This window comes from Pseudomonas azadiae (genome assembly GCF_019145355.1).
Taxonomy (GTDB): Bacteria; Pseudomonadota; Gammaproteobacteria; order Pseudomonadales; family Pseudomonadaceae; genus Aquipseudomonas; species Aquipseudomonas azadiae.
Window position 1 is genome coordinate 619665 of record NZ_JAHSTY010000001.1, and the last position, 26033, is coordinate 645697.

Consider the following 26033-nt stretch of genomic DNA (forward strand, 5'->3'; position numbering starts at 1 on the left):
TTCAATGGCCTCCCGTGCGGCGACTACGTCGGGACGACAGGTAGTCGATCAACAGATTCACACCGATGGTCAGCGTGCCGATGGCCAGCGCCGGAAGGATGACCGCCAGCGCGCCCTGGTTGAGCCCGCCGATGTTTTCGCGCACCAGCGAGCCAAGGTCAGCGTCCGGCGGTTGCACGCCGAGGCCGAGAAAGCTCATGCCGCTGAGCAACAGCACGATGTAGCCAAAACGCAGGCCCAGGTCGGTCAAGACCGGGTTGAGCATATTCGGCAGAATTTCCATGCAGGCCACGTACAACCGGCCTTCGCCACGCGTGCGCGCGACCTGCACGTATTCCAGGGCCTCGATGTTGACCGCCATGCTGCGGGCGACGCGGAACGAGCCGGGGATATAACTGATGACAGCAGTGCAGATCAGCAGCGTGACGGAGGAGCCAAAGGCGGAGACCATGACCAGTGCGAGCATTTTGCTCGGGATCGAGATAAAGGCATCCATGATGCGGCTGATGATTTCGTCCAGCCACTTGGGCGAGACCACCGACAACAGCGCACAACCGGTGCCCAGGGCACTGGCCAGCAATGCCGCGACCAACGCCAGGCCGACCGTGAAGCGCGCACCCACCAGCACGCGGCTGAGCATGTCGCGGCCCAGGTAATCGGTGCCGAACGGATGGGCAAGGCTCAAGCCTTCGAAGATGTTGTCGGACACCACCTCACCCACCGGGTGCGGCGCCAGCCAGGGACCGAACAACGCCACCAGCAACCAGGCCACGCACACCACGGCGCCCAGCAGCCCAAGCCACGACGGGCCGCTGGACACCTTGGCGAGCGCCAGGGCCGACGAAACAGGCTTTGATTTCGCAATGAGCGTATTCATTGGTTTCTCAGCCTCGGGTTGGACAGGATGGCGCACAGGTCGGCGAGCAACACCAAGGCCAGGTAGGCCGCGCAGAACAACATGGTGCAGGCTTGCACCAGCGCCATGTCACGGTTGGTCACGGCATCGACCATCAAACTGGCGATGCCCGGATAGTTGAAGATGGTTTCGACGATCACCACACCCCCCAACAGGTACGACAGGCTCAGGGCAATGGCGTTGGCGATCGGCCCGATCGCATTGGGCAAGGCATGGCGCAACACGATGCGTATCGGGCTGACGCCCTTGAGCCGGGCCATTTCCACGTAGGGGCTGTCGAGCTGGTCGATCACCGCGGCGCGGGTCATGCGTGCCATCTGCGCCACGATCACGCAGCACAGCGTCATCACCGGCAAGGCATAGGTGCGCATGAATTGCAGCGGCGAGGTGATGTCGCTGGCGTAAGACAGCGCCGACAACCAACCGAGGTTGACCGCGAAGATCAGCACCGCCAGGGTGGCCACCAGGAACTCCGGCACGGCGACCATCGCCAGGGTTACGAAGCTCAGGCAGCTGTCGATACGCCCGCCGCGGCCCATCGCCGAGCCGATGCCGAGCACCAGCGCCACCGGCACCGACACCAGTGCCGTTGCGCCCGCCAGCATCAGCGTGTTCGGCACCCGGCCCGCCATCAACTCACCCACCGGCATCGCATTGGACACTGACACGCCCATGTCACCGGTGAGCAGGCTCATCAACCAGTGCAGGTAGCGCAACACACCGGGCTGGTCCAACCCCAGCTTCAGGCGCAGTGCCGCCACCTGTTCAGGGGTCGCGAACTGGCCGAGGGATTGTTGCGCCGCGTCCCCCGGCAGCACGGCTGTGATCGCAAACACGACCATGGACACGATCAACAAGGTCACGACCCCGGCGCCGAAGCGCCGGCCGATCAACCACAGGGTATTGCTATTCATCGCACTGCCCTCCTCACGCGTCCAGCCACACCTGCTCGGCGAACATATAGCCCATGAAGCCGCCCAGCGGGTTGGCGTCATAGCCTTTGATGCGCTGGTCGACGCCGTCGATGTTGCTGATGAACACCGGCACGCCGATACCGCAGTGGTCGTGGACCAGGGCCTGCATGTCGCCATACATCCTGGCGCGCCTGGCATCATCGGTTTCGCCACGGGCCAGCATCAGCAGTTGGTCGAACTGCTCGTTCTGCCAGCCGGACTCGTTCCACGGCGCCTTGGACTGGAAGAACTGCGAGAACATCACGTCGGCGTTCGGCCGTGGGTTGATGTTGCCGAAGCTCAACGGGTGCTTCATCCAGTGGTTGGACCAGTAGCCGTCACTGGGCAGGCGGTTCACGTTCAGGGTGAGCCCGGCCTGTTTGGCCGATTGCTGCAACAGCACGGCGATGTCCACCGAACCGGTAGCGGCAGGCGACGCCATGACCGGCATGGTGATTTTTTCCATGCCGGCCTTCTTCAACAGGAACCTGGCTTTTTCCGGGTCGTAGACCGTCTGCGGCAGGTCGGTGTTGAAGTAACGCGAACCCGGCGCAATCGGATGGTCGTTGCCGACCACGGCAAAGCCACGGAACACTGCGGACTTGACCTGTTCACGGTCCAGCAGCAGCTTCATGGCCTGGGTGAATTCAGGGCTTTTGCCGGGCAACTGGTCCTGGCGAATGATCAAGTCTGTGTAGTTGCCCGACGGCGCATCGACGACACGGTGTTTGGCACTGGCGGCAATGCGCGTGGTGGAACGCGGGTTGACCTCGTTGATCATGTGCACATCGCCGGACAACAGCGCATTGACCCGAGACGGCTCGTCGCCGATGGCGATGAATTCGATTTCGTCGAGATAAGGCAGCCCCGGTTTCCAGTAATTCTTGTTGCGCACGGCAATCGAGCGCACACCCGGCTTGAACTCGCCGACCGTGAACGGCCCGGTGCCGATGCCTTTGCTGAAGTCGGTGGTGCCTTCGGGCACGATCAACAGGTGCGACACGGCGAGGATCGACGGCAGTTCGGCGTTGGGCGCGCTGAGGCGGATCTGCACTTCGTGCGGGCCGCTGGCCTTGATCTCGGCGAACTGCTCCATCAGCGGCATGACTTTGGAACCGGTGAGCGGGTCCTTGTGGCGGCTGAGGGAGAACACCACGTCGGCGGCGGTGAGGCTCTTGCCGTTGTGGAACGTCACGTCCTTGCGCAGGGTGATGGTCCACAGCGTAGCGTCGGTGTTGTCGATCCGCTCGGCCAGTTGCAGTTGCGGCACCAGGTGCTTATCGAAACGGGTCAAGCCGTTGTAGAACATGAAGTGGCGCACGTAGTCGGTGGACAGCGCGCCCTTGGCCGGGTCGAGGGTATCGGCGGTGGAACTGGACATGCCGGCGACGCGGATCCTGCCGCCTGGCTTGCCCTTGCCCGCCTGCGTTGCCTCCTCGGCGAACAGCTTGCCGGCGGCGCCGAACAGGCTGCCTGCGCCGACTGCGGCGACACCCGCCACGCCGAGCATCTGCAGGGCATTGCGGCGCGACATGCCACGGTTGAGGCTTTCGAATACCCGCAGGCTGTCCTGGCCGGAGATAAGCTCGGGGGTGTTTTTGTTGTCAGTCATATCAAGGCTACCTGTCGATGATCGGAAGAATCGAGTGCTGCGGATGTCCGCAGCGTCCTGGAAACACAAACGACGGTGACGCAACAACGGCAAGTCAGTGCACATAGTCCTGGAAGCGGTAATAGGCCCCCACGAAGGGCAGGAACCACGGTTTGCCGAAATGCCCCGGGATCGCCGGCCAGTCCAGTTCGCCCCACGGGTTGGCCGCCGTGTTGCCGGCCATGACCTCGGCCATCACCTGGCCCATGTGCACCGACATCTGCACGCCGTGGCCGCTGTAGCCCATGGAATGGAACACGCCGCCATGCTGGCCGGCGCGGGGCAGGCGGTCGGACGTCATGTCCACCAGCCCACCCCAGCAATAGTCGATCTTCACGCCCGCCAATTGCGGGAACATGTTCAGCATCGCCGCCTGCAGCACCTTGCCGCTCTTGGCGTCGGAGACGCTGTCGGACATGGCAAACCGCGCACGCCCGCCAAACAGCAGGCGGTTGTCCGGGGTCAGGCGAAAGTAGTTGCCGATCATGCGGCTGGTCACATAAGCGCGGTGTTGGGGCAGCAGTTGATCGATGAGCACCTGGGGCAAGACCTCGGTGGCGATGACAAAGCTGCCCACCGGCACGATGCGCCGGCGGTACCAACCCAGGTCGCCGTGCTGGCAAGCGCCGGTCGCCAGCAGCACTTGCCCGGCATGGAACGAGCCCTTGGCGGTGTTGACCTGGTAGCCGCCGGCCTGGGGTTTCCAGTCCTTGACCGCAATGTGCTCGTGGATCATCGCGCCGCGTCGCGCCGCCGCTTCGGCCAGACCGATGCCGAAGCGCCCGACGTGCATCTGCACGCCGTTGCGTTGCAACAAGCCGCCGTGGAACTGCGCCGAATTGACTTCGGCACGGGTCTGTTCGGCGCTGAGCAACTCGACATCGGCATCCACCTCCTGGCGGATCAACGCGCAGGTGCGGGCCAGCCCTTCGTAATGCATCGGCTTGGCCGCCAGCTTGAGCTTGCCGTTGCGCACCAGGTCGCAGGTGATCGCTTCCTGCTCGACCAGCGAAACAACGGTGTGCACCGCACTTTCATAGGCTTGGTAATAAGCGCGTGCCTTGGCCGCACCGAGGCTGGCATGCAGCCCGGCATAATCTTGGGCCACCCCGGTGTTGCACTGCCCACCGTTGCGCCCCGAGGCTTCACCGATCACCCGTCCGGCGTCCAGCACCACGACGCTGGCACCCTTGAGCGCCAGCGCGCGCGCCGCCGCCAGGCCGGTGAATCCACCGCCCACCACCGCCACATCAACCTGCCTGGGCAACTCGCCCAGTTGCGCGCCGGTAAACGCCGGTGCGGTGTCGAGCCAATAGGATTCACTGCCCATGTCGTGCCCTCAAGGTGCGCGTTTACAGACCGACCAATGCCGGCAAGCCACCGATATCGGTGATCTGCTGGTAACCGTAGAACACATTGCCCGGCACCTCGTGGCCACGGGCAACGAAGGCCTTGTTCTTGATTTTCATGTCGTGGGCCGGCATCAGGTCGTAACGGAAGCTGGAAGACACATGCAAGATGTCTTCCGGGCCGCAGCCGAGGTTGTCGAGCATGAACTCGAACGCGGCCAGGCGCGGCTTGTAGGCCTGCGCCTGTTCAGCGGTGAACACCTTGTGGAACGGCGCGCCAAGCATGTCGACGTTGGACATGATCTGGCTGTCGCTGGCGTTGGAGAAGATCACCAGGGGAATCTTGTCGGCAATCTTCGACAGACCGGCCGGCACATCCGCATGCGGGCCCCAGGTCGGCACGGCGTCGTAATACAGTTGGCCTTCTTCGCGGTAGTCGATACCCCAGCGCTTGCAGGTACGCGCCAGGGCGGTCTTGAGGATTTCGTCGTAGGGGCGCCAGTCGCCCATGACCTGGTCGAGGCGGTAGGCCGAGAAGTCCTTGACGAACTGGTCCATCTGCTCGGGTGTGATGCGGTCGGCGAACAGCTCGCGGGTCATGGTGCCCATGTGGAAGTTGGTCAGCGTACCGTAGCAGTCGAACGTAATGAATTTGGGACGAAGAAAGCTCATTGAGTGCGGTCCTGAAGTCAGTTGAGTGTGGCAAGCGTTCGCTGCCCTGGCGGCGCGTCGGCCTCGTTGCAGCACAGCTTCATTACACCACTGTGAAATCAGCATATGCCGTCTAAAACGACCTGTGCTCAATACAAACCACCGTTTTGATGGCTGGCCTCAGCAGACTTTGCGGCGCGCGCCAGGCTTGGGCAGGGCCTTTGTTTGTGCGCTTTTAGAGGGCTTCCTGGTGGCGGAGGCTTAAGAATGGGGGGTGTGGGCGGCAGAAAGTGTGGCGGGTTGCTTGACCTGCCGCTTGTAGTGAGCGGGCTTGCCCCGCGCTGGGTGGCGAAGCCGCCCCAATAAGGACACCGCCGAGTATCAGGATGAACCTGGGTCGCCTGGTTTGGGGCGGCTTCGCCACCCAGCGCGGGGCGAGCCCGCTCACTACAAAAGCATTTGCTGCTGCGCGCCCGCACCAATTAAGTAGCAACTGTGGTCCCGCCTCGAACCGCCCGAGGAATCTACCGAATGCAGGCGCCCCTCTTGCCAGCTTTCAGACCAGATGGGATACAAGCACCCTCGCCAAGCAAAAAACCACGCTCCCTGGAGGCTCGCCATGTCCGCCCTGCCACACCCCACTTATATCTACCGCCCGATGACAGCGGCCGACCTGCCCTCCGCCCATGCCTTGTCGGTGCAGCTCAAATGGCCCCATCGCCTGGAAGACTGGGCGATGTTGCAACGGGTCAGCGACGGCTTCGTGGCGATGGATGGCGACCGTCTGATCGGCAGCGCCTTCACCTGCCCTCAAGGCGATTACGCGAGCATCGGCCTGGTGATCGTCAGCAATGATTACCAAGGCCAAGGCATCGGCCGCCGTTTGATGGAAAAGGCCCTCGCCGCCTGCGATTCACGCACGCCCATCCTTAACGCCACCCTTGCCGGCGCGCCGCTGTATGCCAGCCAGGGCTTTGTCGAATTCGGTCGGGTTCAGCAACATCAAGGCCAGGCGCTGGTGCCCGACCTTGCGGCCTTGGCGCCCGGCGAAAGCTGCCGTGCGCTGGGCGCCGATGATCACGCCACGCTGCTGGCCCTGGCCAAAGCCGCCAGCGGCCTGGATCGCCGTGAAGTATTGCGCGACCTGCAGGTCGAACATGCGGTCGGCATCGAGCGCGATGGCCAGTTACGCGGCTTCGCCCTGCTACGCCCGTTTGGCCGTGGCCGTTGCATCGGCCCGGTGGTGGCCGAGAACATCGACCAGGCCAAACACCTGATCGCGACGCTGCTGGCGCATGTTCCCGACACCTTCGTACGCATCGACATCCCCGTGGCGTGCGGCCTCAGTGACTGGCTCGAGCACGCCGGCTTGAAGAACATCGACACCGTCGCACAGATGGCCCTCGGCACCCCGCCCCAGGCCAGCCAAGGCGTACAGCCTTTTGCGCTGATCACCCAGGCGATCGGCTGACCTTCCTCACGGAGCAATTCTCATGTCATCACCCCAGATCCTGCTGTTGGCTCGCGCCGATGGCAGCCGCGTTGCCACGTCCTTCAACCACGCAGCGCTGAGCGCGCTGGATCCGTTCGGCGACAGCCGCCAACTCGCCTGGTTGGGCGACGACGGTGTGTCCGCGGGCCGGGTGCGGTTCAGCGGTAAAGCCGTGATCAAAGACTTCCCCCACAGCGAGACGCTGGTGGTGCACGCCGGCCACGTGGCGCTCAGCAGCGCGGGACAAACGTTGCAGCTGGGCGTCGGCGCCAGCGCCGTGATCGGCCGCGGCACCCACCTCAGCGTGCAGGCGAGCGACCACAGTGAATGGGCGTTCTGCGCCCTCAACCTGGCCGACGCCCCGGCCCGCCCCGGCCTGACCTTTCTCGACCCCTACACCCTGCTCAACCCCTCGGCCGCCCCGGAACCGGCGATCCTGATCGGCCCCACGCCGCAGTGCCGCGCGCTCAACCTGTTCGACGACGCGACCACCGAGTTGCGCATCGGCCTCTGGGACTCAACGCCCTACACCCGCCACGGCCGCCCGCACAAACTGCATGAGCTGATGCACCTGCTCGAAGGCAGCGTCACGTTGCGTGATGACCAGGGTACCGACGTGACCGTCAACCCCGGCGACACGGTTTTCGTGGTCAAAGGCGCACCGTGCGCCTGGGCCAGCACGGTTTATGTGCGCAAGGTGTATGCGGTGAAGTGAGCGGATCAGCGCGACCGGTCGCAGCTTCAACGCTTCGTGCATGCTGCACAGCAGACCTGCCGGATTCAGCAGAATATTCCTTGCAGGCTTGAACTACGGCATCTTTCGCCTGGGTGGTTTTGTTAGCGTATCCAGACGCCCGGCCCCGCTGTTCGCAGCGCTTATCACCGCTCCAAGGAGTCCGTTGGATGCCCACACACTCTTCGAATAGCGACAGCGTTGATCTGCCAACGTCCCAGCAGTTTTACATCAACGGCCGTTGGACATGCCCTGCCGTCCCGGCCAGTTTGCCGGTGGTCAACCCGGCCACTGAAGAGGTGGTGGCGCAGGTGGCGCGCGGCTCGGCCGAGGATGTGGACCGCGCGGTCGCGGCGGCGCGTGCAGCGTTCCCCGGGTGGTCTGCTCGCTCCGTCGAGTCGCGCGCGCACGTCATCGGGAAAATCCATGAGCTGATCCTTGAGCGCAAAGAGGCACTGGCGCAGGCCGTTTCGCTCGAGATGGGTGCCGCCATCGGTTTTGCGCGGGCCATGCAGGTGCCGCTGGCGGCCGAACACGTTCGCGTTGCACGTGACGTGCTATCCAGCTATCGCTTTCGCACGGTTGAGAACGGTACTGCGATTGAACGCGAGCCCATCGGGGTGTGCGGCCTGATCACGCCCTGGAACTGGCCGCTGTACCAAATCACCGCAAAAGTCGCCCCGGCCATCGCCGCCGGGTGCACCGTCGTCTTGAAACCCAGTGAACTGTCGCCCCTGAGCGCCCTGCTTTTTGCCCAACTGCTGCACGACGCAGGCGTGCCGCCCGGCGTGTTCAACCTGGTCAACGGCAGCGGCCCGGAAGTGGGCGCTGCCATCGCGGCCCACCCGGACATCGATATGATTTCCATCACCGGCTCGAACCGTGCCGGTGCGCTGGTTGCGCAGGCCGCCGCCATGACCGTGAAGCGGGTCACACAGGAGTTGGGCGGCAAGTCGCCGAATGTGCTGTTGCCCGACGCAGACTTCGCCAAGGCCGTGCCGCTGGGCGTGCTGTCGGCGTTTCGCAACGTCGGGCAATCATGCAGCGCGCCGACCCGGATGATCGTGCCAAGGAACCGCCTGGCAGAGGTCGAAGCCCTGGCGGCGCAGACTGCCAATGCACTGATCGTCGGTGAACCGCAATTGGAGGCGACCCAATTGGGCCCGATAGCCAACCAAGCACAATTCAATCGCGTTCAAGCGATGATCCAGGCAGGTCTGGATGAAGGGGCAAAACTGGTGTGCGGTGGGCCCGGGCGTGCGCCGGGCTTTGCGAAGGGGTTCTATGCCCGACCGACTGTGTTCTCTGAAGTGGCGACTGCCATGCGCATCGCCCAAGAAGAAATATTCGGCCCGGTGCTCTGCCTCATTGCGTATGACACGGTCGATGAAGCGGTCGCGATCGCCAACGACACGGTGTACGGGCTGGGCGCCCATGTTCAAGGGCAGGACCTTGACCTTGCACGTGCGGTTGCGTCGCGCATCCGGGCCGGACAAGTGCATCTTAACTACCCGGCCTGGAACCCCATGGCGCCCTTCGGTGGCTACAAGCGCTCGGGGAACGGCCGGGAGTACGGTGTCCCTGGTTTTGAGGAATACCTGGAAACCAAAGCCATCATCGGCTTTGACTGATTGCGCTTAACGCCGCGCGCTGACCGCCGAAGCGTCGTTGGACACGATGACTTCCACGCGGCGATTCAACTGGCGTGACGGCGCGCTCAGGTTGTCGGCGACCGGGAATTGCTTGCCATAGCCGACCACCGCCATGCGCTCAAACCCCACACCGAGGCGCTGCAGGCCACGGGCGACCGCATGGGCACGCAGCTCGGACAAGCGCTGGTTGTAGGCATCGCCACCGGTGCTGTCGGTGAAGCCCTCTACGCGTACCTGGCGTTCCGGGTTTTGCACCAGGAAGTTCGCCAGCCCCTGCAAGTCCCGTTGACTGCCCGGTTTCAGGTCAGCCTTGCCGGTGTCGAACAGCACGTCACCAAAGGTGATCACCTGGCCACGCTCGGTCGGCTGGGCTTTGATCGCTTGCAGCGCCTTGAGCTGCGCGGTGCGCACGTCGAGCTGCACCTGGGTACGGTCGACCGCGATGTTATCGAGTTGGGCGTCGGTCTTGCGGCTGATGATGGTCTGCTCGGCCAGGGCGATTTTCTGCGTCGCCAGGTAGGCGAGCTGGTCGATCTGCGGGTCGGTACGGCTGTGCAGCGACACCTGGTTGGCGCGGTCCAGCGCGTTGGAGGCGATGCGCGTTTCGACCGCCGCCAGGGTGTTGGACTCGGGTTTTTCCTGCAGGCTGGAGAACTGGTTGCGCGCTTGCAGCAGTTGTGCATTTTCCGGGGGAGTGGCGCAACCGGCCAGCGCCAGGCCCAGGGCCGAAAGAACGGGAATGACTAAAGTGGCACGCATGGGGGATCCTCAGTGGGTAGTCGCGGGGGCGTTGAGCATTTCCTGCTTGAGCACCTGGATGCCCTCTTGCGCCTGCTTCAAGACCTGTTGTTTACGCACGGCAGTGGCCTTGGCTTCGGCCAGGCTGGCGTCGGCTTCGATCTGGTCGGCCAAGGCGTCGACTTCGACGTAATTCATTTCGCCGATGGCCTGCTCCATGCGCGCCAGCTTGTCCTGGGCGGTCTTCATCTCCAGCGGGGCGAACTGGGTCGCTTGCGCCGCCAGGGCACGCCCCACCGAATCACGGGCCAGGGAGATTTTTACCGCAGGCGGCGGCGTGGCGGCACAGCCTGCCAATGCACCGGCGACGATCACGGCCCAGGCCGAGCGGCGCAGGCGTTTGCTCACACTGGTCATCTTCATGTTTTGACTCCTAAGCATTCACTGATGGCTTTCGGCTGATGGGAACAGCCTTGCCGTCTCGCTTGCGTTCAAGCGACCGCGTCATCCTAGGAAGAAAAAAACGGGCAGGAAGAATGAAAAGTCCCACTTAGTTGTGGGATCTTTCCCAGAAGAAACATGAAATCGAATTTCGACAAAAGGTCATAAGGAAATGAAACGGCTGCTGATCGCTTCGCTGGGCGTTTTATCGCTCGTTCAAACGTCGCCGTCGTGCGCGGATAACGTCAACGGGAAAACACTCTATTCCCAGCGATGTGCCATCTGCCACGGCGCCGATATCAAGGGGACGGGGCCGCTGGCCAACAAAAGCAGCCCACCGACGCCTGACCTGACAACCGCCGCCTTCAAAAAACGCCTGAATGATTATCCGGGCGTGATCGTGTCGTCGATCATACTTCGCCCCAACGGAGACTTGATCCCGCGAACACTGCGAGAGAATGGGGTAAAGCTGCCGCCGTTCGCCTGGCGCGTTAACGACCTGCGCGATTTGAACCAATACATGGGCGGTGTGATTTCAAAACATCGATGAGGGCGTGCTCGCGCATGCAAGGTGTCAGTGACTACTGCATTCGCGAGCACGTTGAGTCGCCGTACCGACGCGCGCCTATTTACCGCGCTCAATGTTTTTCTGTGGGCGAAGTCGAGCTTTAGCGAGGTTGCGAAAGCGGTGGGGCAGGCGATGAAAATGCCAGCAGTACCGCCGCCTTCGCAGCCTCGCCGGGGCTCGACAGCTCCCACAGTTGATCTGCGCTGCGGCAGAGACTGTGTTCGCAGGCACAACCGGAACCCCGCCGACACAGTAAATCCCTGTGGGAGCTGGCTTGCCTGCGATGCAGACACCTCGGCACCTCAGCCCCCCAGTTGATGCCATCGCAGCATAGGTATCTACACAACGTTCAAAGGCTGACAAATCTGCCTGTAGTGAGCGGGCTTGTCCCGCGTTGGGTGGCGAAGCCGCCCCAATAAAGACACCGAGCAGTTTCAGAAAAACCCAATTCGCCTGGTTTGGGGCCGCTCGCAGCCCAGCGCGGGACAAGCCCGCTCACTACAAAAATGCGTAGTACCTATGACCATCGCAGGCAAGCCAGCTCCCACAGTTGAACCGTGCTTGGCAAACCTACTGAGTGGGCTTCAGCAATTGCATCTGCTGGCGGTAATCATCCGTCACCTGCCGCGCCTGGCTGCTGCTGGTGATGACCCTTGGCGTAATCAGCACGATCAATTCGGTACGATCCTTGGATTTGCTGGTATTGCCAAACAACCAGCGCAACCCGGGAATCTTGCCAAGGTAAGGCACCGCACTGACGCTGTCGGCATTGTCCTGCTTGATCAATCCGCCCAATAACACCGTCTGGCCACTCTGGACCGCCACCTGGGTCGATACCGAGCGCGTGGAGATGCGCGGGTTGGTTTGTGGGTCATTGCTGTTGGGTGGGTCCTGGGCATCGCTGACCTGTTGCTGGATGTCCATGTACACCAGACCGCCCGGATTGATGCGCGGCACCACGTCCAGGATTACCCCGGTCTGCACATACTCGACACTGCTCAACGTCGTGTCGGAGGTGCCGGTGTTGACCGTGGTCTGGCTGATGGGAATGTTGTCGCCCACCTGGATCTGCGCCGGCTGGTTGTTCATCACCACCAGCGACGGCGCCGACAGCACCTGGGTGCGGCCGTTGGTTTCCAGGGCGTGCAAGGCCACTTGCAGGTTGGAGCTGACGAAGGAATAGAACAACGAATCCGCCGCGCCCAACCCTGCGCCGCCTGCGCCAAGCGCACCTTGGCTACCGGCGGTGTTGGCCACGGTGGTGCTGTTGGAATTACCGGCCAGGCGGCCCAGGTACCACTGCACGCCCAGGTCCAGTTCGCCGGTGAGCTTGACCTCGAGGATGCGCGTCTCGATCTGCACTTGCAGCGGTGGGTTGTCGAGGCGCTTGATCGCCGATTCGATCTCTTTCCATTGCACCGGCCGGGTGCGCACCAGCAGTTGGTTACTGCTTTTTTGCGCGGTGATGCGGGTGCCGGCGTCGAGGCTCTTGGCCGGGGCGTCTTCGGTGGTGCCCTGCTCCGGATTGTCCTGCTCGGCTTCGGGCTCCTGCTGCTCCTCCTCGGCGGGCGGCTGGTTGCTGTTCAGGTTGTTACTCAGGCCACCGGGCGTGCTGCCGGAGGTGCTGTTGGTGCCTGGCGAAGACAACGTCGCAGTGCGCAAACCGGGGGCGACCTTGGCCGGGGTATCGTCCTTGATCGCGCCCGTGCCGTAGATTTGCCGCAGGTATTTGGCCAGGTCGGTGGCCTTCATGTTGCGCACATCGTAGACGTACATCTGCGGCTCGTTGCCGCCGCCTTCATCGATGGTGTGGATCCAGTCGCCCACTTCGCTGAGGTATTGCGGCTGTGACGAGATCGCGACGACCGAGTTGGTCCGCTCGATCGGCAGGAACCGCACCATGCCCGCCAGGGGCATGCCGCTGTCGGGGCCGAACATTTTTTGCAGCTCGGGCATCAGCTCGGCCACCGAGGCGCGTTGCAGGCCGAACACGCCCACCGACATACCCTTGAGCCAGTCCACGTCGAAGGTGTCGATGGTGTCCTGGTAGTTGGCCAATTCCTCCGGAGTACCGGCCAGGCTCAGCACATTGCGCGCCGGGTCCACCAGCAAGAATGCATTCTCACGGGCGAACGGCTTGAGCAGTTTTTGCATCTCGGTGGCCGAGATATAACGCAGTGGAAACAGCCGCGCCGACAAGCCACTGGAGGGCTGCGACACGCGCATTTCAGGCACCAGCTTGCCCGCCACCGCCTGGTTGGCGGGCAGGATGACGTAGCGATTGCCCTGTTTGATCATCGCGTTGTCCGTCCATGACAGCAGGGTTTCGAGAATCGAAAGGGCCTGCTGTTTGTTCACCGGTTTGGACGTCGAAAAGCTGACATTGCCTTTCACGCCCTGGGCGATGCTGTAATTCTCGTGCAGCAGGTCGCCCATCACGCTGTTGATCACCGCCTCGATCGGCTGGTCGGCGAAATTGAACACGATGTCGCCGCTGCCCTCCTCCTTCATCGCCGGCGCCGCTACGGGCGGGCGCACGAACTGTTGGTTACCGCGAATCAATTGGCGTTGGGGCGGCGTCTTGGCCTGGGGTTGGCCGCTGTCGACCGGCGCCCGTTCGCTGGCCGGGTCTACCGGCGGGCGCTGGGAACCGGTGCCTTGCATCGCTTCGTGCAACAGCGCCTCGTCCGGGTCGAGATGCTCGGGGAATGTCCCGCAGCCACCGAGGGAAACGGCGGTAGCCAGACAAAACACGGTGGTGCGCAAAGCGCCGGGGAAAGTATCGATCAAGGGGCGGACTCGTGAGGAAGGGTAATCGGGGGGGTCGTGGACGGCGCCGGCAGACGCGGTGCGCGCAGGCTCAGGGTCTGCGTGCGGCCGTCGAGGACAAAGCGGGCTTCGCGGGGCGTGAGCTGTTCCAGGCGCCAGCCGTTGGGCAGGGTCTGGTTCTGATGAACCTTCAGCGGCGGGCCGTCGGCGCGTTTGAGCAGCGCAACACGCAGGTCGCCGTCGAGGACGATACCGGTCAGCGTCAGGCTCGACAGGCTGGAGACAGACGCCTGGCCGACCGTACGATCAGGGCTGCGGTCAGGGCTGAATAGCGGGGTTTGCCACGTACCCGCGAGGCTTTCCAGGGTGGCCTCGGGGGCCACCAGCACGGTGGCCGAAGCGTTGGCGCGGGCATCCGGCGCAGGCGCCGGCAACCACTGCGGCGCATCGCCGATGCTGCTGAAGATGCCGACCATCAACAGGCCCAACAGCCCGGCGATGCCAAGCAACAGCCACTCCAGGGGACGCAATGCATTGATCATCGACGCACCTGCGGCGCGGCGGCCGGCTGCAGGTAGCCGCGCACCAACACATGCACAATCAACTGGCCGGCACCGCCAGTGGCAGGTGCGTTCGGCGGGCGCCGGATACTCAGTTCGTCGATGAACAGAAAAGGCCGCTGGTATTCCAGCTCATGCAGAATCGCGGTCAAGGGTTCGATGGCGCAGTTGAGGGTCAGGCTGACTTTGACTTGGCGATAGGGCTCGCTGTCGTCCTGTTCCGGGGTGATGGGCATGCGCTGGGTGAGGCTGCAGCCGCCACCGAGACCGGCGCGGCTGTTGATCAGGTCGGCGATGCGTTGCATCAGGTCCGCCGCGACCGCGCTGGGGTCATCACCGGGCAGCAGGCTGGTGCTGCTGGCCGGGTCCTGGCGGGCTTGCTCCAACTGTTGGCGCACGCTATCGCCCTGGCGCAATACGCCGGCATAACGTTGTTGCTGTTCACGTAAGTGCTCGGCCTGCTCATCCATGGCGCGCAAGGGGCCGGCGAACCAACTGTCGACCAGCAGCCAATAAGCGGCGCCAAGCACCAGAGCCAAGCCGATCAGGGCTGCGCCACGGCGCTCACGGGGTGTCAGTGGTCGGCGCATCGCCTGTCTCCTGGTGCAAGTGGGCGCGCAAGGAAAACTGATCCTTGCCGGTTTGCGCATCGGGTTGAATCACCCCTTCGAACTGGGCGTTTTCCAGGCTGTGACAGGCCTTGATCCGGGTGATCAGGGCACTGGCCTTGGCGCTTTGCCCGGAGAAGGACACGTCGGCGCCGTCGTTGACCTCCAGCTGATCGAGCCAGGTATCGGACGGCAGGCAAGCGGTCAGCTCGTTGAGCAGCGCCGCCAACGGCGGCTGGGCGGCCTTGCGGCGGATCAGGTAGTGGGCGGCGCCACGGGTATTGAGCAGTTGCTGGCGCAGCGCCTGGACCTCGGCGACCTGGGCTTTTTGCTCGCGTACGCTGTGCTGCATGGCGTCGAGCACACGTTGGCGGTCTTCGAGCCAGAGCAGCATCGCTGCAATCAGCAAGGCGCCGCACAGCCACGGCAAACTGCGTTGCAAGCCCTTGCCCTGCGGTCGCTGACGCGGTCGCAACGGTACCGGCAGCAAGTCGATGCCCATGGGCGTGCCTGCGCCTGTGTCCACATCCACCGCATGGGGATGCAAACCCAGGGCCGCGCACTCAGTGAGCATCTGGTCCAGGCGCTCGCGCAGGATCGCTACCAGTGTCACCTGCAAGTGCGTGGGCGTGCGACGCTCCTGACGCGCGACAAAATACAGCTGCTCGGGATCAAACGGGGTAAAGCGGTCCAGTTCATAGCCCACCACCGTGGACAGGTTGCGCGCGGCGGCCGGGGGCAGTTGCAGGGTTTGCATCAGCACCGCGCCGGGCGCCAGCAGCAGCACCTGACGCGCGGGGCCAGGGGGTTTTTCCACGGGCGCGGTCAACGGCCAGCGATAGACCTGCTCGGGGATATCGTCTGGCAGTAACCACACCGGCAGGCAACCACGCAGTTCCTTGAGCCACAGCCGCCACCCCAGTTGCAGCAGGCTGCCGCGCCAGCGTTGCGCGATGGGCTGCGCCAGCAACTGCAGGCGTGCGGATAACTGTTCGTTCATTCTTGCCAACGTAAGACTCGATAAGGTTGTGCGCTGCCTTGCGCGGGACTCAATAAGACCGTGGCTCGCACGTGGGCGTGGTAGCCGCCGGGCCGTTGTGCGCGGCTGCCGATGACCAGCACATCACCGGCGTCGGCGCCCACTGCGCTCTGATGCGTCAGGTTCAGCGCGCGGCGCATCAACGGGCTGGCGAATGCCGGATCAGGCCGGTCCAGCCCACTCCACAGGCTGATCTCGGGCACCAGTGCGCTGTATAGCGCCTGGGTCATGCCCGGCAATTGCCGTACTTCTTCCACCACCCGGAACGGCGCCTGGCCCTGGTTGCGGCGCTGTTCCAGGGCCCTGGCGAGTTGATTGGCCTGGGCCTGGGTCGCGCCGCAGGCCAGGGCCAGGCGGGCGAAATCCGCCACCTCGGCGCTATTCAAATACAACTTGCCGCGCTCGCTGTGCAGGCTCACCTGCAGTTGGGCATCGTCAAACACCAAGCGGATTTCTCGCCCGTCAGCCACCCACTGCTTGCGCTGCAACGGGTCGGCCAGTGCCTGCATGGCCAGCGCCACGCCCGCCTCGGCGGCCAGCACCGCCTGGGTGTGCTGGCGGTGCCAGGCCGCCTGGCGGGTTTCCAGTTGCACCCAGCCGGCCAGGCCGCCCAGCAACAGACTGAGCAGGGCCAGCACCCACAGCACCAGCAACAGCGCGACACCACGCTGATGCCTGATCATTCCGGTGCCCCGCCCGAAAGGTTCAGGCGCAACGCAACCACTTGGGTGACCCACGGCACCGGCCCGTTCACCCGTGCGTCAATGCGCACCGCGTAGGGCAGGCGCTTGCTCCACGGCCACTCGTTGATCCAGCCGGTGGCCTGGCCCTTGGGCGACACGCCGCGATAGCTGAACTGCAGATCCTCAACGTTTTTGAGCAACACCTGCGGTTCGCCGCGCGAGGCCGGCACGCTGACCTGCGCCTGGGGCTCAAAGCGCGCGAACGCCACCTGCAAATCGCGTTTCGCCTCTGGGCCGGTCAACTGCAGGGTGAAGCGCTGAATCCCGCCACCGAGCACCCCTGGCAAGGTCGCGACAAACTGCATGCGCTGCGCGCTGCCGGCGAAAAAGCCATCCGTCTGGCTGTCGTCCTCGGTGACATCCAGGGGCAACGCCTCACTGATGGCGGTGCGCAAAAACTGTTGCGCGGCGCGCATTTCATCCAGGCTGACCGTGTAGCGCTGCGCCTTGAGCACCGCACGATTGGCGCCCAGCAACGCGCCGCCGACCAGCGCCAGCAGCACCCCAAGCAAACTGAGCACGATCATGATCTCGAGCAAGGTAAAGCCCTGCTGATGCTGTCTCATAGACCTGCCCTGTCACTGGCCGCGCGCAGCTTCAAGGTACTGAAACTGGCGTGGCGCGGACCTTCGCTGACGCTGAGGTCCAGGCGAAACAAGTGTGGCTGACCGATGCGCGTGGGTTGCAGGGCGATGCGCAGTTGCCAGTCGATGCCGTCCAACTGGCCGCTGCGCACACCGGCCACCAGAGGCCCCGACGCTTCCTGATCCATCACACTGACGGCGGCATGACTAAGCCGGTCGCTGTGGGCCACCTGCAATAACGAACGCGCGCTTTGGCCGAAAGCAACCAGCAGCACGCTGCTGCAAATCGCCATGAGCGTCAGCGCGGCGAGCATCTCCAGCAGCGTGAAACCGCTTTGGCGTTTCATGGCAGCGCCTTGGACTGCACGCTGCCGGTCAGCCAACCGATATCGATGCGCCAACGCCGGCTCCCATTGGCCAATAACAGGTTGCCGCCGGTGGAACTGCCATCGGGGTAGAACTCAACCGCAGAGCCTGCGTGCTCAGCGGTGTGCAGGGTCACTTGCAGACCGGCCGGCCAGTGTTTCAACGGCCGGCCCGGCGCCTGGAAGCTCAGCGCACGCAGGTCAAACAGGGTTCTTTCGGTGCGGCCGCTGATGATCGCCCGTGCCCGCGTGCTGCGCAACGCTTCGACCATCTGCCCGACGGCCTGACGCTCTGTCGCGGCGCGCAAGCCTTGCTGCAGACCAAACCCTACCAACCCGGCCGCGATGCTGATCAAGACGATCACCACCAGCATTTCCAGCAAGGTAAAGCCGCGTTGGGGGCTGATCATGGTCGCGGGTTATTCCCAGTTGCCCAGGTCGGCGCTGTAGCCTTCGCCACCGGGCTGGCCGTCCTGACCGTAGAAGATCAGGTCAAAGGCGCCGTGTTCACCGGGGAAGCGATAACCAAAGGCATGGCCGAACGGGTCTTTGAGGTCGGACGGCTTGGCGTACGGCCCGGCCCAGCCGGCGCTGTTGCCGGGCTTGTCGACCAGTTGTTGCAGGGTCTTGGGCGGCGAGCCAACGTCCAGTCCGTAGCTTTCGATTTTCATGCTCAGGCTGGCCAGTTGCGCCTTGCCCGCGCCGTATTTGCCCTTGTCCACGTTGCCGCCGACCTGACGCACCACGATGGTGGCGACGATGCCCAGCAGTACGATCACCGCGAGCATTTCCAACAGGGTAAAACCGCCCTGGCGGCGGGCGGGCTTGAATCGGGTATGGCGCATAGGTGTGGATCCTTGAGGGTTCATATATTGCTGGTCAGGCTCATCAGCGGCAGCATGATCGCCAGCATGATCACCGCCACCAGCACCGCCATGATCACGGTCAGCGACGGCACCAGCGCGGCGAGCAGGCGGTCGATGCCGCGTTTGGCTTCGACGTCGAACACGTCGGCGACCTTGAGCAGCATGCTGTCGAGTTCGCCGGCCTGTTCGCCGACTTCAATCATTTGCAGGGCGAGGTCAGGCAGCAGCGGCTGCGCGCCAAACGCGCTGGCCAGGGTGCCGCCGCCCTTGACGGATTCGGCGGCCTGGGCAACTTGCGCCTGCAGGGCGCGGTTGGTGCAGACCTGTCGGGCAATGACCAAGGCTTGCAGCAGCGCCACGCCGTTGCTGAGCAAGGTGCCCAGGGTGCGCGCCAGACGGGCGGCTTCGACTCGCTGCAGCAGCGGCCCGATGAGGCGTATACCGAGGATACGGCGGTCATGTTTTTCCCGGCGTTGGGGGTCACGCAGGCGTGCGGCGAGTGCCCAGATCGTCACGATCAAGCCCGCCAGCACGGCCAGGCCATAGGCACCGAGGAATTGGCCGAGCGCCAGAATCACTTCGGTGATCAGCGGGATGGGCACGCCCAGGTCCTTGAAGATCGGCACGAACTGCGGCACCACGTAAGCCAGCAACAGGGCCAGCGAACCGAGCACGCCCACCACCAGGAATGCCGGATAGATCAGGGCATTGATCACTTCGCCCCTGAGTAACTGGCTGCGTTCCAGATAGTCGCTGAGCTGGCGCAGGGTGTCTTCCAGCGCGCCACCCGCCTCGCCGGCACGCACCATGCTCAGGTATAACGGCGAGAACTGGCTGCCTTCCTCTTCCAGCGCCTTGGACAAGGGCTGACCGGCCTTTACGTGTTCGCGAATACGTTCAATCAACGCACGGGTTTGCGGCTGGCCGGGCTGCTTGAGCAAAATGCCCAGCGAGCGTTCCAGCGGTTGGCCGGCGCCCAGCAACGTTGCCAATTGCTGGGTGAAACTGACCAGCGCCGCGCCGTTCAATTGACCCCGGCCAAAGGCCTTGCGCAACCCTTGGGCGCCCGCTGCATCGATCTGCAATAACAGCAGACCGCGTTTGTGCAGCGCGGCGACGGCGGCGTCCTGGTCTCGGGCTTCCAGGGTGCCGTTTTGCGCCTGGCCTTGGCTGTCGAGGGCGCGGTATTTGAACAGACTCACGCCCCCTCCCCACGGGTGACGCGCAGCACTTCTTCAAGTGACGTGACCCCCTCCACGGCTTGGCGCAGCCCCTCTTCATGCAAGGTGCGCAGGCCACCACGACGGGCCGCCTGCTCCAGGGTCGCGGCGTCGGCCTGGCGCATCAACAGGCCGCGCAGTTCTTCGTTCATCACCAGCAGTTCGGTGATTGCGCTACGGCCATGGTAGCCACCGCCGGGTGCATCGGCGCGGGGCCGGTAGAGCATGATCGGGCGCTGGTCGGTAAACCGGTCCAGGCCGTGTTCGGCGATCAGTTGCGGCGGCGCTTCAAAGGCTTCGCGGGTGGCCGGGTCAAGACGCCGCACCAGGCGCTGGGCCAGGATGCCGTTGACCGTCGAGGCGATCAGGTAGCTTTCGACGCCCATATCCAGCAAGCGCGTGATACTCGCTGCCGCGCTGTTGGTGTGCAGGGTCGACAGCACCAGGTGGCCGGTGAGGGATGATTGGATAGCGATGCGGCAGGTTTCCAGGTCGCGGATTTCGCCGATCATGATCACGTCCGGGTCCTGGCGCACGATGGAGCGCAGCGCGCCGGCAAAATCCAGGCCGATGGCCGGTTTGACCTGGATCTGGTTGATGCCTTCCAGCTGGTACTCCACCGGGTCTTCGACGGTGATGATCTTGCGCTCGGCGGTATTGAGGCGCGACAACGCGGTGTACAGGGTGGTGGTTTTGCCCGAGCCGGTGGGCCCGGTAACGAGCAGGATGCCATGGGGGCGTTCCAACACGTCCAGAAAGGTTTCCAGGCGCTGGCCGTCAAAGCCCAGGCTCTGGAAGTCGAAGCTCACGGTCTGACGATCCAGCAAACGCATGACCACCGATTCGCCGAAACTGGTGGGTACCGTGGACACGCGCAAGTCGAGTTCCTTGCCCTGGATGCGCAGCATGATGCGTCCGTCCTGGGGCAAGCGCCGCTCGGCGATGTCCAGGCGCGCCATGATCTTCACCCGCGAAATCACCGCCGCCGACGAGCTGGACGGCGGCGCCTCGGCTTCGTGCAGCACACCGTCGATGCGGTAGCGCACCTTGAGCTGGTTTTCGAACGGCTCGATATGAATGTCCGAGGCGCGATGTTCCACTGCTCGTTGCAGGATCAGGTTGACCAGGCGAATCACCGGGGCTTCGGAGGCCATGTCCTTGAGGTGCTCGATGTCTTCCAGCGCCCCGCCCTGCTCGTCGAGGTTTTCGATCAGGGTGCCCATGGCCGAGCGGCCCTGGCCGTAGTAGCGCTCGATCAGGGTCTCGACTTCATTGCGCGGACCGATGGCCAACCACACGGGTACGCCACAGGCATAGGCGATGGCCTGGAACGGGTACACCAGCGACGGGTTGGCCGCCAGCACCCGCAGCCCCCCCTGACTCCAGCCCGCGGGCACCACCTGGTAGTGGCGCATGAAGCGTTCGGTCAGCAGGGGCAAGGGGTCCAGCAACGGTGGCGCGGCATCGGCCAGCAACAGCGGTGCGCCGAGCAAATCAGCCCAGGCCCGGGCCAGTTCCACTTCGGAGACCAGCCCCAGCCGAGTGAGCAGGCCGAGCAACTCGGTGTCACCGCCTTCCTGGGACAGGCGTCGGGCGCGCTCCAGGTCAACGGTTTTCAAGCCGGCGTGTTGCATCAGCCACGCGCACACCTGTTCGGTGTGCGGGATGTGCAGTTGGCAGGCGTCGAGGGGTGTTGAGGGGCTGGGCATGGGTCAAAATCTGAGGGGCGATGTGCCAAGGGTCTGTGGGAAACACTTGTGGGAGCGGGCTTGCTCGCGATAGCAATGCACCAGCTGCCGCATGTGCTGGCTGATACACCGCTATCGCGGGCAAGCCCGCTCCCACAGGGGGACCGCACTTCCCGTTAGTTAGAGGTCTTCGGCGTCGCCTGGCTGCTGTTCAGCGGCCGGCCACCCTTGGTGGTTTCGGCCTTCTGCTTTTTAGCCGCCTTGGCATCGTGGGCCTGGGTCAACACCGTGGAATCGGCGGCCCCGGATGTGGCATCAGCGTCCGTGGACTCAGCCGCCATTGCCGCGCCGCTTAGCGCAACGCTCAGTACAAAACCGGCACCCAACAGGGAAATCTTCATCAACGTTCTCCAGATCAAAAACAGCAGATCACTCAAGTGGCGCCTTGAACTCGTTCAAGACCCTACACCAAAGCGTTGTGTATTACAGCCTGTGTAAGGCATGGCACTTTAGAACCACCGAGCAATGCCACTAGTTAGCCACGACTCGACAAATTTTCTTAAACCAATCGACTGGTTGGTTTAGTAATAGTTCCAGAACGTAAGAAATTATTTCTTATTTTACGCAAAAATTAGCTTTCGTTTGACTTATACCCGCAAGAATTGCCTTAATTATGCGGTTTTTACGATTCAAAAATGCTATCAGGCGATATCACATAGGCATCACTCATAACAACAATCAATATAATTATTACACTTTTAAAACTGCGAAATTCGCCAAATAGTTGCAATTAGCCATCGGTTAAAAATTGCGATCACGGGCAACTATTGCCCAGAAAAAAGTGACGAGCGCGCACCGGAAATCGCACTTCTCGGCGCGCCATGTTTACTGAACAGTTGTCGGAGAGACCCATGAATAAACGCAAAATGATCGGTGCCCAGTCGGCGTTCGCCCTGTTGGCGCTGGCCGTGTCCCAGGTGCATGCGGCAACCAGTCCCGCTCTGGATGAGGGCCGCGTGAGCCGCGCGGAAAAGGCCGCGGATAAAACCCTGGCGAAGATGACCATGGAGGAGAAACTCGCCTACATCGGCGGCACCGGTGGTTGGGATGTCAAGCCGCTGACCCAGTATGGCGTCCCACAGATTCACGGCGCCGACGGCGGCGTGGGCGTGCGCTACACCAGCGAAGGTAACGCGCAGGGCGTGGTGTACCCGTCCGGGCCGAACCTGGCCGCCAGCTGGAACCCGCGCCGCGCCATCGACCTGGGCCGGGCCTTGGGCTATGACACCGCCAGCGGTGGTTATCAGTTCGTCACAGGCCCAGGCGTCAACCTGTATCGCATGCCGTACAGCGGTCGCGCGTTTGAGTATCTGTCCGGTGAAGACCCGTTCCTCGGCGCCAGCCTTGCGCCGGCGGTGATCAACGGCATCCAGTCGCGCGGGGTGTGGGCCAACGCCAAGCACTACGCCGCCAATGACCAGGAAAGCAACCGCTTCCACCTTGATGAAATCATCAGCGAGCGCGTGCTGCGCGAGATGACCCTGCCGCCGTTCGAGTCCGCCTCGAAGAACAGCAAGGTCGCGATGATGATGTGCGCGTTCCAGAAGGTGAACGGCGAGTTCGCCTGCCAGAACAAACACCTGATGCGCGACATTCTGAAAACCGAATGGGGCTACCCGGGCTTCGTGCAGAGCGACTACAACGCGGTGGTCAACGGTCTGCCGGCGGCACAGGCCGGCACCGACCTGGACATGATGGGCTACCAGATGAACAGCACGGTGCTCAAGCCGTACCTGGACAGTGGCGAACTGAGCAGCGCGACCATCGATGACAAGGTGCGCCGCATTCTCAAGCAGATCTACCTGTACAAGTTCGACAGCAAGGCGCCGTTGACCAGCCACAACATGAACAGCGCCACCAGTAACCGCGTGGCGCTGAACGCCGCCCGCGAAGGCATCGTGCTGCTGAAGAACCAGAACAGCCTGCTGCCGCTGGACGCGAAGAAGGTCAAGCGCATCGCCGTGGTCGGCACCCTGGCCAAGTACGCGCCGCCCACCGGTTTTGGCAGTGCCAACGTGATGGCCGCCAACTACATCAGTGAACTGAGCGGCCTGCAGCAACTGGCGCCGGGCGCCAAGGTCGAGTTCATCGACGGGCTGTCTTTGGACCCGGCCACCTCCAGCTGGAGCCATGCCGACAGCAATGGCAACCCTGTCAAAGGCCTGAAGACCGAGTTCTTCAGCAACAGCAACTGGTCCGGTGACCCGGCCGCCAGCCGCACCGACGCGCATGTCGACCTCGACTGGTCCACCGACAGCCTGCCGGTGAACGGTGATACCGCCGCCACCTCGATTCGCTATAGCGGCCAGATCACCCCGACCGTCAGCGGTGAACAGGTATTCAAGGTCCGCGCCGACGGTGCGGTGCGCCTTTACGTCAACGGCCAGAAAGTCCTCGACAACGGCGACGGCAAACCGCTGCCGAACAACAGCATCCCGCCGACCATCCCGGTGTTCGCCAAGGTCAATCTGGAGGCCGGTAAACCCGTCGACATCAAGCTGGAATACTCGCGTCGCAACGGCTACCTATCGACCATGGGCGGCCTGGTCGGCGTGCAGATGAGCTGGGCTTCGCTGGTTGCGCCACAGGACCTGGCCAAGTACGACGCGGTATTGGTTGCCGCCGGTAACAGCAATGAATACGAAGGCGAAGGCTTCGACCACAGCTTCGACCTGCCGGAGTACCAGAACCTGCTGATCCAGAGCATCGCCAAGGTCAACCCGAACACCGTGGTCACCCTGCACGGCGGCACCGGCTTGAAGATGAGCGACTGGATCGACCAGGTACCCGCGGCGCTGCACGCGTTCTACCCTGGGCAGAACGGCGGCCAGGCCCTGGCGGAAATCCTGTTGGGCAAGGTCAACCCGTCGGCCAAGCTGCCGATCAGCATCGAGCGCAACATCGAAGACAACCCGATCTACGCGACCTTCCCCAAATTCGACAACCAGGAAACCCTGGCCGAGATGAGCTACAAGGACGACCTGTTCCTGGGCTATCGCGGCTACGAGAAGAAAGGCATCAAGCCGCTCTACCCGTTCGGGTATGGCTTGTCGTACACCACCTTCGGCTACAGCAACATCAAGGTGAGCCCAGGCGTGGCAGTGGCGGATGCGCCGATCAAGGTGTCGTTCGACCTGACCAACACCGGCAAGGTGGCGGGCGCCGAAGTGGCCGAGTTGTACGTGGGCCAGGCCAGCCCGAAAGTCGAGCGTGCGATCAAGGAGCTCAAGGGCTACAAGAAGGTGTTCCTCAAACCTGGCGAGAGCAAGCGCGTGACGATCGAGCTCAACGATCGCTCGCTGGCCTACTACGACGTGGCGAGCAAGCAATGGGTGGTGGATGCGGACAGCTTCAACCTGTCCGTGGGCGCGTCGTCCCAGGATATTCGCCTGAACGCCAAGTTGGTCAACCCATTCCGCCAAGAACTGTCGACCACCACCAGCAACCCGTTGCCGCGCTCGGCGCTCAATTCGACGCTGCGTGACTCGACGGTGAAGACCGGCGGCGTGCTGCACCAGAATGAAGGTGACAGCGGCACCAGCGACGGTGATGGCTATGACATGAGCGATGACAGCAGCCAGGGCAGTGCTGGCGGTAACTGATCCCGGCGCGGTCTAGTGTGGGAGCGGGCTTGCTCGCGAAAGCGGTGTGTCAGTCAGTGCATCTTTGACTGATCTACCGCATTCGCGAGCAAGCCCGCTCCCACATTTGACCGTGTTTACGTTCGAATTCTGATGGCTGCCTCGACCCGCGCAATGTAGGTATCGAACCGCGCCACCAGGTCCACCTGTTCGGGAAAACGCAGCCACTGAATCTGCAGGCCATCCATCATCGCCAGGATTTCTTGCACCAGCCCGGCGATGTCCACGTCACCGCGCACCTCCCCCGCCGCCACCAGGTCGGCAAATTGCGCCTGCATGCGCTGATGAATCGCCGCATAACGGGACTGAAACCACTCCCAGGCCGGATGCGTATCGAGCAGACTTTCCGCATTCAGGATGGTAAAGGCCCGCACTACCCCCGGCGCAGTGGCGTTCGAACGGTTTATCGCCCTCAGGCTGCCCAGCAGACCGGACAGCGATTTCTCGGCCCGCACCTCATCGGCAATCCGCTGGTTAACCTCGTCGCGACGCTGCAACACGCCCATCAATAAGGAAATCTTGCTGGGAAAGTGATGCAACAGGCCGGCAACCGAAATACCCACAATTGCCGCTACCTGGGCCATCGAGGCACTGCTGTAGCCTTCCAGGGAAAACACCTGCAAGGCCGCATCCAGCAACTCTTCACGGCGTTTTTCACCTTTTGGGGCGCGACGGGTCTTGGGGGCGGGTTCTTTCATGGGGGACGTCCTTGTGGGCAGGCTTGCACCGTATCCAAATTGCCCCTG

25 protein-coding genes are annotated in these 26033 nt (G+C 63.3%); 5 read left to right on the forward strand and 20 right to left on the reverse strand.

What is annotated here, in order from left to right; all coding sequences use genetic code 11:
• Window position 1: 1 nt before the first annotated feature.
• The 5 genes from KVG91_RS02740 to KVG91_RS02760 all read right to left on the reverse strand — a co-directional run bounded on the left by KVG91_RS02740 (window position 2) and on the right by KVG91_RS02760 (window position 5541).
• A complete protein-coding gene (locus KVG91_RS02740) occupies window positions 2–877 on the reverse strand; it encodes an ABC transporter permease (RefSeq protein WP_169377374.1) in 876 nt (291 codons plus the stop codon).
• Window positions 874–1830, reverse strand: coding sequence for an ABC transporter permease (locus KVG91_RS02745; protein ID WP_076950953.1), 957 nt, complete (start codon window positions 1828–1830; stop codon window positions 874–876). The genes KVG91_RS02740 and KVG91_RS02745 overlap by 4 nt, the downstream gene beginning before the upstream one ends.
• A 13-nt stretch (window positions 1831–1843) precedes the next feature.
• Complete coding sequence (locus tag KVG91_RS02750; protein WP_217894863.1) at window positions 1844–3481, reverse strand: ABC transporter substrate-binding protein; 1638 nt, start codon at window positions 3479–3481, stop codon at window positions 1844–1846.
• 94 nt (window positions 3482–3575) lie between these two features.
• Window positions 3576–4850 carry an NAD(P)/FAD-dependent oxidoreductase gene (locus tag KVG91_RS02755; protein WP_169377676.1) on the reverse strand — a complete coding sequence of 425 codons (1275 nt, stop codon included), beginning with the start codon at window positions 4848–4850 and terminating at the stop codon, window positions 3576–3578.
• A 22-nt stretch (window positions 4851–4872) separates the two neighbouring features.
• Complete coding sequence (locus KVG91_RS02760) at window positions 4873–5541, reverse strand: haloacid dehalogenase type II (RefSeq protein ID WP_169377675.1); 669 nt, start codon at window positions 5539–5541, stop codon at window positions 4873–4875.
• Between the two features lie 598 nt (window positions 5542–6139).
• Between KVG91_RS02760 and KVG91_RS02765 the strand changes: the two genes are divergently transcribed.
• From KVG91_RS02765 to KVG91_RS02775, 3 genes are all read left to right on the forward strand, one after another.
• Window positions 6140–6991, forward strand: coding sequence for a GNAT family N-acetyltransferase (locus KVG91_RS02765; RefSeq protein ID WP_169377674.1), 852 nt, complete (start codon window positions 6140–6142; stop codon window positions 6989–6991).
• 22 nt (window positions 6992–7013) lie between these two features.
• Window positions 7014–7727, forward strand: a complete 714-nt coding sequence (locus KVG91_RS02770; protein ID WP_169377673.1) for a cupin domain-containing protein — start codon at window positions 7014–7016, stop codon at window positions 7725–7727.
• A 188-nt stretch (window positions 7728–7915) separates the two neighbouring features.
• On the forward strand, window positions 7916–9376 hold the full coding sequence (locus KVG91_RS02775) for an aldehyde dehydrogenase family protein (protein WP_169377672.1): 1461 nt from the start codon (window positions 7916–7918) through the stop codon (window positions 9374–9376).
• A gap of 6 nt (window positions 9377–9382) precedes the next feature.
• Here the strand turns inward: KVG91_RS02775 and KVG91_RS02780 are convergent, their stop codons facing one another.
• Together KVG91_RS02780 and KVG91_RS02785 are read right to left on the reverse strand one after the other, a co-directional pair.
• Window positions 9383–10156 carry an OmpA family protein gene (locus tag KVG91_RS02780; RefSeq protein WP_169377671.1) on the reverse strand — a complete coding sequence of 258 codons (774 nt, stop codon included), beginning with the start codon at window positions 10154–10156 and terminating at the stop codon, window positions 9383–9385.
• Window positions 10157–10165: 9 nt separating this feature from the next.
• Window positions 10166–10558, reverse strand: coding sequence for a DUF4398 domain-containing protein (locus KVG91_RS02785; RefSeq protein WP_169377670.1), 393 nt, complete (start codon window positions 10556–10558; stop codon window positions 10166–10168).
• A 190-nt stretch (window positions 10559–10748) separates the two neighbouring features.
• On the opposite strand from KVG91_RS02785, the gene KVG91_RS02790 reads away from it, so the two are divergent.
• Entirely contained in the window at window positions 10749–11126 is a 378-nt protein-coding gene (locus KVG91_RS02790) for a cytochrome c (protein WP_169377669.1), read from the forward strand.
• A gap of 588 nt (window positions 11127–11714) precedes the next feature.
• Here the strand turns inward: KVG91_RS02790 and gspD are convergent.
• The 12 genes from gspD to KVG91_RS02850 form a co-directional block, all read right to left on the reverse strand.
• Window positions 11715–13934 (reverse strand): type II secretion system secretin GspD, encoded by a 2220-nt coding sequence (gspD, locus tag KVG91_RS02795; RefSeq protein ID WP_169377668.1) that lies wholly within the window; start codon window positions 13932–13934, stop codon window positions 11715–11717.
• Complete coding sequence (locus KVG91_RS02800; protein ID WP_169377667.1) at window positions 13931–14455, reverse strand: DNA utilization family protein; 525 nt, start codon at window positions 14453–14455, stop codon at window positions 13931–13933. The genes gspD and KVG91_RS02800 overlap by 4 nt, the downstream gene beginning before the upstream one ends.
• Window positions 14452–15063 (reverse strand): type II secretion system protein GspM, encoded by a 612-nt coding sequence (gene gspM / locus KVG91_RS02805; protein WP_217894864.1) that lies wholly within the window; start codon window positions 15061–15063, stop codon window positions 14452–14454. Before gspM ends, KVG91_RS02800 begins: the two co-directional genes overlap by 4 nt.
• Window positions 15038–16081 (reverse strand): type II secretion system protein GspL, encoded by a 1044-nt coding sequence (locus KVG91_RS02810; RefSeq protein WP_169375412.1) that lies wholly within the window; start codon window positions 16079–16081, stop codon window positions 15038–15040. Before KVG91_RS02810 ends, gspM begins: the two co-directional genes overlap by 26 nt.
• The gene (locus tag KVG91_RS02815) at window positions 16078–16803 is read right to left on the reverse strand and encodes a type II secretion system protein GspK (protein ID WP_217894865.1); all 726 of its coding nucleotides are present in this window, start codon (window positions 16801–16803) and stop codon (window positions 16078–16080) included. Before KVG91_RS02815 ends, KVG91_RS02810 begins: the two co-directional genes overlap by 4 nt.
• Entirely contained in the window at window positions 16800–17429 is a 630-nt protein-coding gene (locus KVG91_RS02820; protein ID WP_169378297.1) for a prepilin-type N-terminal cleavage/methylation domain-containing protein, read from the reverse strand. Before KVG91_RS02820 ends, KVG91_RS02815 begins: the two co-directional genes overlap by 4 nt.
• A complete protein-coding gene (locus KVG91_RS02825) occupies window positions 17426–17794 on the reverse strand; it encodes a type II secretion system protein (protein ID WP_169378296.1) in 369 nt (122 codons plus the stop codon). The genes KVG91_RS02820 and KVG91_RS02825 overlap by 4 nt, the downstream gene beginning before the upstream one ends.
• Complete coding sequence (locus KVG91_RS02830) at window positions 17791–18222, reverse strand: GspH/FimT family pseudopilin (RefSeq protein ID WP_169378295.1); 432 nt, start codon at window positions 18220–18222, stop codon at window positions 17791–17793. Before KVG91_RS02830 ends, KVG91_RS02825 begins: the two co-directional genes overlap by 4 nt.
• Window positions 18223–18231: 9 nt before the next feature.
• Entirely contained in the window at window positions 18232–18657 is a 426-nt protein-coding gene (gene gspG / locus KVG91_RS02835) for a type II secretion system major pseudopilin GspG (RefSeq protein ID WP_024076412.1), read from the reverse strand.
• Between the two features lie 20 nt (window positions 18658–18677).
• Entirely contained in the window at window positions 18678–19880 is a 1203-nt protein-coding gene (gene gspF / locus KVG91_RS02840) for a type II secretion system inner membrane protein GspF (protein ID WP_169378294.1), read from the reverse strand.
• A complete protein-coding gene (gene gspE, locus KVG91_RS02845; RefSeq protein ID WP_169378293.1) occupies window positions 19877–21607 on the reverse strand; it encodes a type II secretion system ATPase GspE in 1731 nt (576 codons plus the stop codon). Before gspE ends, gspF begins: the two co-directional genes overlap by 4 nt.
• Before the next feature lie 155 nt (window positions 21608–21762).
• Window positions 21763–21987 carry a hypothetical protein gene (locus tag KVG91_RS02850; protein WP_169378292.1) on the reverse strand — a complete coding sequence of 75 codons (225 nt, stop codon included), beginning with the start codon at window positions 21985–21987 and terminating at the stop codon, window positions 21763–21765.
• 510 nt (window positions 21988–22497) lie between these two features.
• Between KVG91_RS02850 and KVG91_RS02855 the strand changes: the two genes are divergently transcribed.
• Window positions 22498–25248: a beta-glucosidase gene (locus KVG91_RS02855; protein WP_169378291.1), complete on the forward strand. Its 2751-nt coding sequence runs from the start codon at window positions 22498–22500 to the stop codon at window positions 25246–25248.
• A 116-nt stretch (window positions 25249–25364) separates the two neighbouring features.
• Here the strand turns inward: KVG91_RS02855 and KVG91_RS02860 are convergent, their stop codons facing one another.
• Window positions 25365–25985 (reverse strand): TetR/AcrR family transcriptional regulator, encoded by a 621-nt coding sequence (locus KVG91_RS02860; RefSeq protein ID WP_169378290.1) that lies wholly within the window; start codon window positions 25983–25985, stop codon window positions 25365–25367.
• Window positions 25986–26033 lie beyond the last annotated feature (48 nt).

Excerpts from the sequence above, each read along its gene's own strand:
- KVG91_RS02815 (WP_217894865.1), bottom strand. The coding sequence starts at position 16,803 with ATGATCAGGCATCAGCGTGGTGTCGCGCTGTTGCTGGTGCTGTGGGTG.
- KVG91_RS02860 (WP_169378290.1), bottom strand. The coding sequence starts at position 25,985 with ATGAAAGAACCCGCCCCCAAGACCCGTCGCGCCCCAAAAGGTGAAAAA.
- KVG91_RS02825 (WP_169378296.1), bottom strand. The coding sequence starts at position 17,794 with ATGAAACGCCAAAGCGGTTTCACGCTGCTGGAGATGCTCGCCGCGCTG.
- KVG91_RS02755 (WP_169377676.1), bottom strand. The coding sequence starts at position 4,850 with ATGGGCAGTGAATCCTATTGGCTCGACACCGCACCGGCGTTTACCGGC.
- KVG91_RS02850 (WP_169378292.1), bottom strand. The coding sequence starts at position 21,987 with ATGAAGATTTCCCTGTTGGGTGCCGGTTTTGTACTGAGCGTTGCGCTA.
- gspM (WP_217894864.1), bottom strand. The coding sequence starts at position 15,063 with ATGCGCCGACCACTGACACCCCGTGAGCGCCGTGGCGCAGCCCTGATC.
- KVG91_RS02760 (WP_169377675.1), bottom strand. The coding sequence starts at position 5,541 with ATGAGCTTTCTTCGTCCCAAATTCATTACGTTCGACTGCTACGGTACG.
- KVG91_RS02800 (WP_169377667.1), bottom strand. The coding sequence starts at position 14,455 with ATGATCAATGCATTGCGTCCCCTGGAGTGGCTGTTGCTTGGCATCGCC.
- KVG91_RS02775 (WP_169377672.1), top strand. The coding sequence starts at position 7,916 with ATGCCCACACACTCTTCGAATAGCGACAGCGTTGATCTGCCAACGTCC.
- KVG91_RS02745 (WP_076950953.1), bottom strand. The coding sequence starts at position 1,830 with ATGAATAGCAATACCCTGTGGTTGATCGGCCGGCGCTTCGGCGCCGGG.
- KVG91_RS02855 (WP_169378291.1), top strand. The coding sequence starts at position 22,498 with ATGAATAAACGCAAAATGATCGGTGCCCAGTCGGCGTTCGCCCTGTTG.
- KVG91_RS02770 (WP_169377673.1), top strand. The coding sequence starts at position 7,014 with ATGTCATCACCCCAGATCCTGCTGTTGGCTCGCGCCGATGGCAGCCGC.
- KVG91_RS02780 (WP_169377671.1), bottom strand. The coding sequence starts at position 10,156 with ATGCGTGCCACTTTAGTCATTCCCGTTCTTTCGGCCCTGGGCCTGGCG.
- KVG91_RS02810 (WP_169375412.1), bottom strand. The coding sequence starts at position 16,081 with ATGAACGAACAGTTATCCGCACGCCTGCAGTTGCTGGCGCAGCCCATC.
- KVG91_RS02820 (WP_169378297.1), bottom strand. The coding sequence starts at position 17,429 with ATGAGACAGCATCAGCAGGGCTTTACCTTGCTCGAGATCATGATCGTG.
- gspG (WP_024076412.1), bottom strand. The coding sequence starts at position 18,657 with ATGCGCCATACCCGATTCAAGCCCGCCCGCCGCCAGGGCGGTTTTACC.
- KVG91_RS02785 (WP_169377670.1), bottom strand. The coding sequence starts at position 10,558 with ATGAAGATGACCAGTGTGAGCAAACGCCTGCGCCGCTCGGCCTGGGCC.
- KVG91_RS02765 (WP_169377674.1), top strand. The coding sequence starts at position 6,140 with ATGTCCGCCCTGCCACACCCCACTTATATCTACCGCCCGATGACAGCG.
- KVG91_RS02740 (WP_169377374.1), bottom strand. The coding sequence starts at position 877 with ATGAATACGCTCATTGCGAAATCAAAGCCTGTTTCGTCGGCCCTGGCG.
- gspE (WP_169378293.1), bottom strand. The coding sequence starts at position 21,607 with ATGCCCAGCCCCTCAACACCCCTCGACGCCTGCCAACTGCACATCCCG.
- KVG91_RS02830 (WP_169378295.1), bottom strand. The coding sequence starts at position 18,222 with ATGATCAGCCCCCAACGCGGCTTTACCTTGCTGGAAATGCTGGTGGTG.
- KVG91_RS02790 (WP_169377669.1), top strand. The coding sequence starts at position 10,749 with ATGAAACGGCTGCTGATCGCTTCGCTGGGCGTTTTATCGCTCGTTCAA.
- KVG91_RS02750 (WP_217894863.1), bottom strand. The coding sequence starts at position 3,481 with ATGACTGACAACAAAAACACCCCCGAGCTTATCTCCGGCCAGGACAGC.